Source organism: Sneathiella sp., assembly GCF_041689005.1.
In the GTDB taxonomy this organism is placed as follows: Bacteria; Pseudomonadota; Alphaproteobacteria; order Sneathiellales; family Sneathiellaceae; genus Sneathiella.
The window spans coordinates 1-11059 of the sequence record NZ_JBDNHC010000046.1; the positions used below are offsets into that span (position 1 = coordinate 1).

At 51.2% G+C, this 11059-nt stretch carries 9 protein-coding genes and 1 pseudogene; 6 read left to right on the plus strand and 4 right to left on the minus strand.

From position 1 onward, the window contains the following. Positions 1-381 (minus strand): annotated as a pseudogene (locus ACESNI_RS05465) (cyclase family protein); the annotation flags it as partial. 138 nt (positions 382-519) lie between these two features. On the opposite strand from ACESNI_RS05465, the gene ACESNI_RS05470 reads away from it, so the two are divergent. Continuing rightward, positions 520-1788, plus strand: coding sequence for an MFS transporter (locus ACESNI_RS05470; protein ID WP_373085499.1), 1269 nt, complete (start codon positions 520-522; stop codon positions 1786-1788). 38 nt (positions 1789-1826) lie between these two features. Here ACESNI_RS05470 and ACESNI_RS05475 read toward each other — a convergent pair whose 3' ends face one another. The 3 genes from ACESNI_RS05475 to ACESNI_RS05485 are packed head-to-tail and all read right to left on the minus strand — an operon-like array spanning position 1827 to position 4625. Then, on the minus strand, positions 1827-2600 hold the full coding sequence (locus tag ACESNI_RS05475; RefSeq protein WP_373085500.1) for a class II aldolase/adducin family protein: 774 nt from the start codon (positions 2598-2600) through the stop codon (positions 1827-1829). A 16-nt stretch (positions 2601-2616) separates the two neighbouring features. Then, positions 2617-3771: an acyl-CoA dehydrogenase family protein gene (locus ACESNI_RS05480; RefSeq protein ID WP_373085501.1), complete on the minus strand. Its 1155-nt coding sequence runs from the start codon at positions 3769-3771 to the stop codon at positions 2617-2619. A gap of 47 nt (positions 3772-3818) precedes the next feature. After that, entirely contained in the window at positions 3819-4625 is an 807-nt protein-coding gene (locus tag ACESNI_RS05485; RefSeq protein WP_373085502.1) for an IclR family transcriptional regulator, read from the minus strand. Positions 4626-4750: 125 nt separating this feature from the next. Here ACESNI_RS05485 and ACESNI_RS05490 point away from each other — a divergent pair, with 125 nt between their 5' ends. From ACESNI_RS05490 to ACESNI_RS05510, 5 genes are all read left to right on the plus strand, one after another. Beyond that, positions 4751-5905, plus strand: coding sequence for a TAXI family TRAP transporter solute-binding subunit (locus ACESNI_RS05490; protein WP_373085503.1), 1155 nt, complete (start codon positions 4751-4753; stop codon positions 5903-5905). Further along, positions 5902-7905: a TRAP transporter permease gene (locus ACESNI_RS05495; protein WP_373085504.1), complete on the plus strand. Its 2004-nt coding sequence runs from the start codon at positions 5902-5904 to the stop codon at positions 7903-7905. The genes ACESNI_RS05490 and ACESNI_RS05495 overlap by 4 nt, the downstream gene beginning before the upstream one ends. Before the next feature lie 167 nt (positions 7906-8072). After that, positions 8073-8828 (plus strand): hypothetical protein, encoded by a 756-nt coding sequence (locus ACESNI_RS05500; RefSeq protein WP_373085505.1) that lies wholly within the window; start codon positions 8073-8075, stop codon positions 8826-8828. A 95-nt stretch (positions 8829-8923) separates the two neighbouring features. Further along, entirely contained in the window at positions 8924-9517 is a 594-nt protein-coding gene (locus ACESNI_RS05505) for a TetR/AcrR family transcriptional regulator (protein ID WP_373085506.1), read from the plus strand. Positions 9518-9804: 287 nt separating this feature from the next. Further along, positions 9805-11059 (plus strand): 2-oxoacid:acceptor oxidoreductase family protein (locus ACESNI_RS05510; protein ID WP_373085507.1); only part of this gene is annotated, 1255 nt, incomplete at its 3' end.

Genomic DNA, 11059 nt, shown 5'->3' on the forward strand with positions numbered 1-11059 from the left:
GCCGTCATCGTCGGCATCGAATTCCTGGCCAACATGGGCAAGGCTATCCCATTGGGATGAATATTGAGTATGCAAAGTGACCACATCATCGCAGATGACATCGATCATATTGGGGTCATCCTGGGAAAGATTGTAGTTCATGTTCGGCCGATTTCTGGAGCGATAGGTCGGCGCCAATTCCGGCGGAAAGCGCCGGGGATTGAGTAAATTTCCGCCCGGAAGATCCAATGGTAGGCTAAGACAAAATTTTTCGCCGGCCTTTACCTCCGCCACCGCTGCCCGTATTTTCTCCGGCGTGATCAGATTTAATCTGCCAATTTGGTCATCCTCGCCAAAATCTCCCCAATTAGAGCCCTCTGGCCGCTTCACCCATCTGGACATTTTATCCTCCTTGTTGTTTTTTATTAAGATTACCCTGATGCGGGAATCGTGCAAGATATTCCTATCCATCACCATGAATTGACCTGACAGGCACAAACTGCTAGCTCTTTAGAAATAAAATCAGCAGGCCAATGACGAATGAAAAAAGAAACTGCTATTGCCATAAAAACCCTTGCGGCCCTTTCCACGGTCTATATTGCCAGTAACTTCTACCGCTCCTCAATTTCGGTGATTGCCCCCGACGTTATGGATGAAATCGGGCTGACCCATGAGCAGCTCGGGGTGGTTGGCGGTATCTTCTTTATTGGCTTTGCCGTTTTTCAGATTCCTGTGGGAATTTTCCTTGATCGCTACGGTCCCAGAAAGACAATCTGCTGTCTGATGCTGATGACTGTTGTCAGCTCGTTCGGATTCGCAGTCGCCACCAGTTTTTCCGAGCTCACTGTTAGCCGGTTCTTTATCGGGGTTGGCTGCTCGCCGGTGATGATGGGATCCCTTGTAATTATCTCACGCTGGCTATCCACGGAACGGTTCGCCCTCTACGCGTCCCTGATTGTTGGAATGGGCGGCCTTGGCAATATTATTTCCACGACCCCCACGGCATTGCTTGCCAGCGTGGCAGGATGGCGTGTAATTTTCTGGGTTTCAGGCGGGCTCACCGCCCTGGCGCTCGTCATCGCGTTTCTTTCCCTCAAGGATGCGCCTGAAGGGCATGCCTTTCACAGCCGAAAAATCGAGAATATGCGCGATTCGCTTGGCAGCATCGGCCGGATCATCAGTGATCGCGAGTTTCAGTATGTGTTCGCCATTAATCTGGTGATCTATGGCACCATCATGACGATTGCGGCCCTATGGGGAGCCAATTTCCTCCGGGATATCTACGGACTTGATGTAACAGATCGCGGCAATGTTCTTTTTGCGATGATGCTGGCCATGATCTGCAGCAGCCTTGTATATGGATATCTTGACAGCATATTCGCGAGTCGAAAGCGTCTTATTATGTGCGCGGCAACGACAACCATCCTGATTCTCGGCATTCTTGCCGCCCTTCCGGTTATAGAAGTCTGGCAAATTTCAGCCCTTCTTATTCTTCTTTGCTTTGTCGGGAATTACGGCGTCGTCATTATGGCCCACGGGCGATCGATTTTCCCGGAGGAACTTCTTGGGCGGGGGATTGCGACGTTAAACACAGCCGTTTTCCTCGGCGTTTTCCTTCTGCAAGGCATGGGCGGCCTCATCATTGGGCATTTTCACGATGAGACCGGTGCGGCGCCCCTTATCGCCTACAAGGTTCTGTTCCTGAGTATTGCCGCGGTATTGATCTTGGCTGTCCTGATCTACAGCCGGTCGAGAGATTCCAAATCGCCTAAAATTCCAGTGCCACCGTCCACCGCACCCAAGCTATAGAACCTCTCGATGCCCCGAAAGAACGCTTCACGGATTTCTTAATCTCGGAAATTGCTGCCCTTGCGTTCGAGGATACGCAAAAGGCCCGGCCATTCCAGGCTCAGCTTGGATTCCAAAGGGGTGAATTGGGAGGCGGCATGTTCGCAAACTTCCTTCGACGGAAGAATTAGTTCAGAATCTCCGCTCAATGCCTTGACTTGCGCCTCGCAGGATTTCTCAAGATAGAAAACGCGGCGAAAGGCCTCAGAAATCGTTCCACCTACGGTCAGCAGCCCATGATTGCGCAAAATCATCGCAATGCTGTCTCCCAGGTCGCGGACAAGCCGTTCACGTTCGTCCAGATCAAGGGCAACCCCTTCATATCCATGATAGGCGAGACGTCCGTAAAACATCATCGAATGTTGGCTGATCGGGAGCAGTCCCTGCTTCTGGGCGGCCACCGCCATCCCGGCAGAGGTATGGGTATGCAGCACACAGGCGACATCATGACAGGCACCATGAACGGCACTATGGATCGTATAGCCGGCAGGATTGAACTTGAAAGGCGTATCGTCCAGAACATTGCCGTCGATATCAACCTTGATAAGGCTCGAGGCCGTGATTTCATCGAAAAACAGGCCATAAGGGTTAATCAGAAACTGATTTTCCGTGCCGGGAACACGGGCAGAAATATGGGTGAAAATCAGATCAGACATACCGTAATGAGCAACAAGCTGATAACAGGCCGCGAGATTAACCCGCTCTTCCCATTCTTCGTCGCTGACCTTACCTTTAAGGCTCGGTATCATTTTTGTAATTTGGTCTACACCCATTTCCTATTCCTTTTTATTAGTTCGCGTAGGTTTTCAGCATATTCCGGGCAATGACAAGTTGCTGAATTTGAGTTGTTCCTTCATACAGGCGTAACAATCGCACGTCCCGGTAAAACCGTTCGATCTTATATTCCGACATATAACCTGCCCCGCCATGTATCTGGACGGCGCGGTCCGCGATGCGGCCGGCAGCTTCCGTTGTGAACATCTTACAGCATGCCGCCAACATTGATATATCTTCTTCCTTATCATATTTTCGCGCGGCATCCAATGTCATTGCGGTTCCTGCAAACAGCTCCGTCTGACTGTCCGCGAGCAAAGCCTGCACCAACTGGAACTCACCGATTGCGGTCCCGAATTGTTTACGTTCAACAGCGTATGCCAAGGCCTCCGCCAGCATTCTTTCCGCAATGCCTGTCGAAACCGAACTCAAATGCAGCCGTCCACGGTCCAACACTTTCATTGCGGTGTAAAAACCCTGGCCCTCACGTCCACCCAGCAATGCAGATGCCGGTACCCGCGCGTCCTCAAATATTACGTCGCTGGTTTTGGTCCCGCGCTGGCCCATTTTGTCGTCGGCTTTTGAAATTGTAATACCCGGCGTTTTTGGATCGACAAGAAATGCCGAAATTCCGGAGGCACCCTTTTTCGCCGGGTCGGTCCGTGCCATCACCGTGAGCATTCCAGCTCGCAACGCATTTGTAATATAACGTTTGGTTCCGTTAAGGACGTAGTCGTCACCATCCTTGATGGCAACTGTTCGTAAAGACGCAGCATCGGATCCCGCCTCAGGCTCCGTCAGGCAAAACGAAGAAATAATTTCACCGGACGCCAGACGCGGTAGATACTGCTGCTTCTGCGCCTCTGTCCCCGTCATCACCAAACCCTGACTTCCGATGCCAACAGTGGTCCCTATAACCGAGCGGAAGGCCAGCGATGCCTTGCAAAGTTCATGAACAATTTCGCATTCCTGGGACATATTGAGGCCAAGTCCACCGAACTCTTCCGGGATCGACAAGCCAAACAGGCCAAGCTCCCGCATCTCCTCGATGATCGCTTCCGGGACATCATTGGTTTCTTCGACTACGTCCTCCGCAGGTATCAATTTTTCTTTTACAAATCGAGTGACCGCATCTTTCATCAGTGCAAATGTTTCAACGTCCAAAGCCATGCAATATCCTTTTCTTTCTTTTGTATTATTATTGACGCGTTCGAAGGTCAGACGAGCCCGCACATGACTTCAATGCTTCTTGCAAGACCAACGAGCCGGGGACCACCTTCTTCACGTAACGTTTCCTCTCGTACCAGATAGGACGAACCGCCGCAATTATAAGCGACAATATCACCATTGGAGTTATCGCGGGCGGCCGCGCCAACGGCGTGAAAGCTTGACTGCCAGTCTCCCATCGACAAGCAATATCCGAAATCGGAAAAATCCTTCTGCGCGCCCTCAAATCCTGCTTTCAGCTTCGGCCAGTCATCAATGTATTTATTTCGAATGTGATCGAGAAGAAAATTCCGCTCACTGTCCGGCAATTTGCATAAGAATGCCCGGCCCACCGCTGTCGTGGCAATTGGCAGATAGGAGCCGGTTTCCAGTCTCAATGTGCTTTCATCCGCCCCGCGAACGGTTTCAACATACATCATGTTCAGCCGAACCCGTGTTGCCAGCGCGACGCCAAGCCCCACCCGCTTTGCCAAGTCCTGCATAAGAGGTCGTGACAGCAAGCGAAGTTTATTGTTGGCAAGAAAAGTATATCCAAGCGAGAGAACCGCCGGAGACGGTTCGTACTTCCCATGGACTTCACGGTGAATCAGATAGCCCAGCGTCACCAACGTCGTCGTCAGCCGTGAAACAGTGGACCGCGGTAAGTTGGTCCTTTTGGAGAGTTCGTTGTTACCCACCGGGCCTTCCCCCGGGCGAAAGGCCTGTAGTATGTCCAGCCCGCGCGCCAGCGACGTAACAAAGTGCCGATTATCCTCCGGCGTTGAAACGCGCCCCATGAAAGTATTTTCATTCAGCATTTTCTATCCGACGCAAAAAAGTTGTTTTTCCCACAAAAAACTTGCAGAAATCTATTCCACTATGCAGAGTACAGTTCTAAGAGAAAACAAAAAAATAAACATAGCAGGTTTCCAGGGAGGAAATAATGGCTTTTACTTTACGACTCTGCGCAGTTGCAACCGCAGCCGCGCTCACGCTTTCCGGCGTCGCATCGGCGGATGAGGTAAAACTTCCAAGCACCATCGCATGGAGCGCTTATAACACCGGTACGACCGGTTATAATCAGGCTGTCGCTATCGGCAAGGCCATGAAAGACAAGTACGGTGTTGATATCCGGGTAATCCCCGGCAAGAATGATATTTCCCGCATGGGCCCGTTGCGGACGGATAAAGTCCAGTTTATTGCCAATGGCGCCGGGACGTTTTACGCTGCGGAAGGCGTGTTTAACTTTGCGGCTCCCGGCTGGGGCCCACAGAATGTCCAGATGTTAATGTCCGCTACATCTGATGCCAATCTAAGTGTCGCTGTCGCCGGTGATATCGGCGTCAAAACAATTGCCGACCTTAAGGGAAAGCGTGTCGGCAATGTTCGTGGCTCCCCTGCCCTGAACGTCGGGACGGAAGCAATACTCGCATTCGGCAATCTCACTCCGGCTGACGTTGAAATTGTCGAATTTGGTGGTTATGGCGCTATGTGGAAAGGGTTGGAGGCCGGTCAAATCGATGCTGCATTTGGCTCGACGGTAACAGGTCCGGCAAAAAAGATCGAAGCTTCGCCGCGCGGTATTTTCTGGCCGCCAACGCCCGCCGCAGACAAGGAAGGCTGGGCCCGACTGCAGGCTGTTGCCCCTTACTTCGTTCCGCATGTGGCAACACTTGGCACCGGCAATATATCTAAAACCAGCCCGCAAGACGGCGCTGCCTACCCCTACCCAATCCTGATCACACGATCAGACCAAGATCCGAATCTGGTTTATTCCATGGTCAAGGCCGTGCATTCGCAATATGACAGCTATAAAGACTCACTTCCTGCAATGTCGGGCTGGTCACTTGAAAACCAGACATTTGAGTGGGCCATCCCTTATCATGCTGCTGCCGTTAAATACTGGAAGGAAATCGGTGTCTGGACGGATGAAATGGAGGCTCACAACAATAAAATGCTCGAACGTCAGAACACTTTGATTGCCGCCTGGGAAACCATGAAGGACAAGAACCTGGAGGGTGAAGAGTTTACTAAAGATTGGATGAAAACCAGGGCCGCCGCACTTGAGGCTGCCGGTATGAACCCATACTTTAAATGAGCGACGAAAAAATAGATGAGAATGGAGCGGTGGCGGTTCCTGTATTAACCCGCCATCGCAACCTTTCCACTGGCTGGCGAGCAATTGTCATAACCGCGACTGTCATAGTCGTGTTCCTCGCCGCGAACCAGTTGTTTAATCTGGGGTTCTTTGTTAGTTATACATGGCTTGACAATGAATATCAGTATGCGCTGTTTGGCTTGCTGGTTCCCATCGTATTCCTGATTTTTCCGGCCACAGGCAATGCGCCGCTCAACAGGGTTCCCTGGTACGATATTATTTTCGCCGCCACCACTTTCGGTCTTTTGGTTTTCTTTTTTATGAATGCTGAAAAGATCATCGACAATGGATGGGAAATGGGGGCGCCGGAACATATTGTCGTCCTCGGCTCTGTGCTCTGGTTGTTGGTTCTTGAGGGAACGCGGCGGGCGGGCGGCACAGCCTTGTTCGTCATCGTCTTCATCATTTCGCTTTACCCGCTGTATGCCGATATAATGCCAGGCCCGATATCCGGCTTGAGCAGCTCGTTTTCCGACACGATCTCCTATCATACCCTGAGCGCCGAGAGTATGCTCGGCATTCCAATGCAGGCCCTCGCCAACCTCGTAATTGGCTTCCTGATTTTCGGGGTTGCCTTGACACAGACCGGCGGCGGGAAATTTTTTATCGATCTGGCGTTTGCCTTGCTCGGCCATGTTCGCGGTGGCCCGGCGAAAGTCGCTATTTTTTCCTCCGGTCTCATGGGATCGATGAGTGGTAGCGTCATTTCAAACGTTATTACGACGGGTGTTTTGACCATCCCGGCCATGCGCAAGACCGGCTTTCGCGCGTCTTACGCCGCGGGCGTTGAAGCCTGTGCCTCCACGGGCGGTGTTCTCATGCCGCCGATTATGGGCTCAACAGCCTTTATCATGGCTGTCTTCTTGAACGTTCCCTACATTACGATTGCGGTCGCAGCGATCATTCCATCGATCCTATATTATCTGGCCCTGTTCATCCAGATTGATGCGTATGCGGCCCGTAATAATATGCCCGGTCTGCCGCGGGATAAGCTTCCCAAGTTGGGGGAGACATTCCGTCAGGGCTGGCATTTCATTGCCGTCTTTATTTTGTTGATTGTGATGCTCGTATATCTCAAGCAGGAGGTGTTGGCGCCGTTCTATGCCACGGCTTTGCTCATCGTCATAAACCAGATTTTCTCCAAATCGCGCTGGAATCTTAAGGATTTTATCGAATTTATTATGGCAACCGGCAAGCTGCTTGCGGAAATTGCCGCCATTTTGGTCGGTGTCGGCCTCATCGTCGGCGCGCTGTCCATAACCGGAATGGCCGGAACTCTTGTCAACGACCTGATTTTCCTGGCCGGCGGCGATATCCTGGTTCTGCTCATCATGGGCGCGATAACCAGCTTTATAATGGGCATTGGGATGACGGTTACCGCCGCTTATATATTTCTGGCAATCGTACTGGCACCTGCCTTGATACAGGGGGGACTGGACCCGCTTTCCGTCCATTTATTCATCCTTTATTGGGGAATGGTTTCCTTTATCACACCGCCAGTAGCGCTTGGCGCTTTTGCTGCGGCTTCGATAGCCGGGGCGAACCCGATGAAAACCGGATTTGAAGCCATGCGGCTTGGATCAATCATCTACTTTGTTCCGTTTTTCTTTGTCCTCGATCCGGCGTTCATTCTGCATGGTGATATAAGCAAGACGGCGGTTCTGTTCGTGAATGCCGTTGGCGGGGTAATCCTGATTGCCAGCGCATTGCAGGGATATTTGATGGGTGTCGGTAATTTACATCGCAGCAAAATATTTGGTTGGCCCATTCGCGCCCTGATGCTTTTTGGTGGGCTCGCTCTTGCCACACCCGGCGGAAGCAACCTTATTCCCGTGAGTAATCTGGAACTTGCCTTGATTGCCCTGATTACGGCGGGATCGGCAGCGGCGCTTGCCTTTATCTTTGAACGCCGGGCACGTCGGGAAATTTCGCTTTTGTAAATATACTGTCTGATAAGGCGTAAATATCGTCTGGAAAGAATTAGCGCCGGCCCGATTCTTCGGGGCGGCGCTTTTTTTAAGTGGAACTCCACATAGTTCTTCTTGCCGCCGGATAGCTGGCCGCTCTATGGTCGTCTCAGTTTTTTTCATTAAACGGATACCAAGTTATGAGACGCGGCCTTGCTATCGTTCTTTTCCTGATTGTTATGCTTTTTGTTGTGGCAATCGTTGTGGTCTACACATCCATCGGATCAGTCATTACAACAACAATTGAGGAATATGGTTCGGCTGTCACCGGGACCAAGGTAACCCTGCAGGAGGCGAATTTCTCCCCAGTCTCTGGCGACGCGACACTTGTGAGGCTGTCAGTTAACAACCCGCCTGATTATTCCGACAACAACGCGTTCTATGCCGCCAGCATTGACATGCAGATCGATCCAAAAACCGTTGGGGATGAGGTTCTTGTAATCAAGAGACTTAAAATAGATGCTCCCGAAATTTTCTATGAAATACGGCCAGACGGCGATAACCTAAGGGTGCTGCGGGCAAATATCAAAGCGGCGATAGAAAACCCACATTTAAATATCCGGGCCAAAAGTGGTATGTTTGTTAAAAAATTCATCGTGAATGATTTCTACTTAACCAATGGTGTTGTGATCGTGCAATCGGACGATCTTACCGGTAAGAAAGCAACAGCGCTCCTTGAACCCATCCATCTTGAGGATCTGGGGAAAGACGAAAATGGCCTGACCCCGGCGGGGCTTGTGGATAAAATATACCGGCCCATACTTAAGGGAGCGACCCTTTCGGCCCTTTCAACGGATTTGAACCTCTCAGACCAGGCACAGAATATATTAAGGGCAGCGGGGGATGAAACTGAAGAGGTGCTGGACCGAATAAAGAAACTTTTTGGCGCAGACTAGCCCTCATTTTGATTATTGCAGTAACGAATAAAGTTGCTGCCTTTTATCTGACCGGGCATAAATAGGATCATGGCAATGCTCGTTAGGACGAAAGCGTGACTGAGAACCTACCCTCCAGGGAAGAAGGTCTATATCGAAGCGACAACCGTCGCCAGGAACTCATGGCGGCGGCGGCACATCTGTTTAATCAGCGCGGGTATGATGCGACGTCCATGAGAGACATTGCTCGTGAAGCCGGTATGCTTGCCGGGTCGATGTACTATCATTTCTCTTCCAAGGATGATCTAATCGTTGCCACCTACGAAGAGGGTAAACGTCTGATCAGCAATGCATTGATCACCGCCGTCGATGGTGTCGTTGATCCCTGGGACCGATTGACGCGTGCCGCGGTCGCCCATATGGAAACGCTGTTCGGGGGTAATAATTTTTCCATTTTACTCTGTGCCGATATATCGAGAACGGCTCCGACACTCCGCAGCCGCCTCATTGAAATCCGGGACAGTTATGACAAGCTGTTCATGGACCTTATTGAGGACCTTCCCCTTTCCGAGGATATTGATAAAGGATTACTGCGGTTAAACCTACTCGGATCATTGAACTGGTCAAGCAGCTGGTACCGTCCCGGTGGTCAAACACCTGCGCAGATCGGTGCTTTTTTTGTTAGGGTTATGAAAGACGGTCTTGGCTGAATTTGGTCCGGCCAAATATTTTTAACATTTAAATTTTGTACATTCTTTTATTTACATAATTTACTTATGAAATGTAGTTGCGTTGATCCAGCAATAATTGTATGGATAGAAAAAATGACGTTGAAAACCAGGTCTGGTAAAATCGACCGAAACGTACATATGATGTTATGAGAGAAATCTTCGTCGCGGCAGTAAATTCAGGCGAATGAAGTTTGTTTGCGGCGGCAAAAGCAGATTAAGTAAGTCCATAACCGGCATCCTGCTTTTCGGAAAATTATAAATGCAAAATGCGAGTAAGTAAGTTGAACGAACTGAACATAAAGGCGGGTCCAACCTCCGAACAGAGACGAGAGATTTCCTCTGTGGTAATACGTTTTGCGGGTGACTCAGGCGATGGTATCCAGATTACCGGCAGCCGGTTTACCGACACAACGGCGCTAGCTGGAAATGACCTTGCCACCTTTCCCGATTTTCCGGCAGAAATCCGGGCGCCTATCGGAACAACTTTCGGCGTATCCGCGTTTCAGATTAACTTCGGTGGCCGCAAAATTGAGACGCACGGCGATGACCCCGATGTGTTGGTTGCTCTCAACCCCGCTGCATTGATGGTCAATATCGCACGCCTTAAAAATGGAGGTACGGTCATCGTGGACGGAGGGACCTTCACGGACCGCAATTTAAAAAAGGCGGGATATGCCAGTAACCCGCTTGAGGATAAATCTCTCGACGCCTATGCGGTTGTTAATATTGATATTACCAAGCTGGTGTTGGAATCGGTCAAGGATTTTGGCCTCTCGCAGAAAGAAGGTCTGCGCTGCAAGAACTTCTGGGTTCTCGGGTTGGTTTATTGGCTATATGATCGCGATCGCAGTTCGACGGTTGACTGGCTGAAGAAGAAATTTGCCAAACGTCCGGACATCGCGGATGCGAATATAGCCGCCCTCAATGCCGGGCATGTCTATGGTGAGGTGTCGGAACTCGGCGCCCGGGTTCAGCTTTACTCTGTCCCGCCCGCCCATATGCCCAAGGGCCTCTACCGGACTGTTACTGGCGGTGAGGCGCTCGCCTGGGGTCTGGTTGCAGGGGCTGGTCTTGCCGATTTGAATATATTTTTCGGCTCCTATCCCATTACTCCGGCGTCGCCCGTCCTGCATACTCTGGCGAAAATGAAGCAATTCGGGGTGAAGACATTTCAGGCGGAGGATGAAATCGCGGCGGTCTGCTCGGCGATCGGGGCCTCCTATGCGGGAGCGCTCGGGATAACCTCCTCATCCGGGCCCGGCATCGCCCTGAAAGGTGAGGCCATTGGTCTCGCCATTGCAACGGAATTACCGCTGATTATCGTCAATTCCCAGCGGGCGGGCCCGTCCACCGGCTTGCCGACAAAAACAGAACAATCGGACCTCTATCAGGCCGTTTATGGCAGGAATGGCGATGCGCCTCTTGTCGTGCTGGCCGCGCATGGCCCGTCAGATTGCTTCGATGTTTCCATCGAGGCGTGCCGACTGGCCTCAAAATACATGACCCCTGTAATGTTGCTGA

Coding starts and splice junctions, on each gene's coding strand:
- ACESNI_RS05475 (WP_373085500.1), bottom strand. CDS start 2,600: ATGGGTGTAGACCAAATTACAAAAATGATACCGAGCCTTAAAGGTAAG.
- ACESNI_RS05490 (WP_373085503.1), top strand. CDS start 4,751: ATGGCTTTTACTTTACGACTCTGCGCAGTTGCAACCGCAGCCGCGCTC.
- ACESNI_RS05470 (WP_373085499.1), top strand. CDS start 520: ATGAAAAAAGAAACTGCTATTGCCATAAAAACCCTTGCGGCCCTTTCC.
- ACESNI_RS05495 (WP_373085504.1), top strand. CDS start 5,902: ATGAGCGACGAAAAAATAGATGAGAATGGAGCGGTGGCGGTTCCTGTA.
- ACESNI_RS05480 (WP_373085501.1), bottom strand. CDS start 3,771: ATGGCTTTGGACGTTGAAACATTTGCACTGATGAAAGATGCGGTCACT.
- ACESNI_RS05485 (WP_373085502.1), bottom strand. CDS start 4,625: ATGCTGAATGAAAATACTTTCATGGGGCGCGTTTCAACGCCGGAGGAT.
- ACESNI_RS05500 (WP_373085505.1), top strand. CDS start 8,073: ATGAGACGCGGCCTTGCTATCGTTCTTTTCCTGATTGTTATGCTTTTT.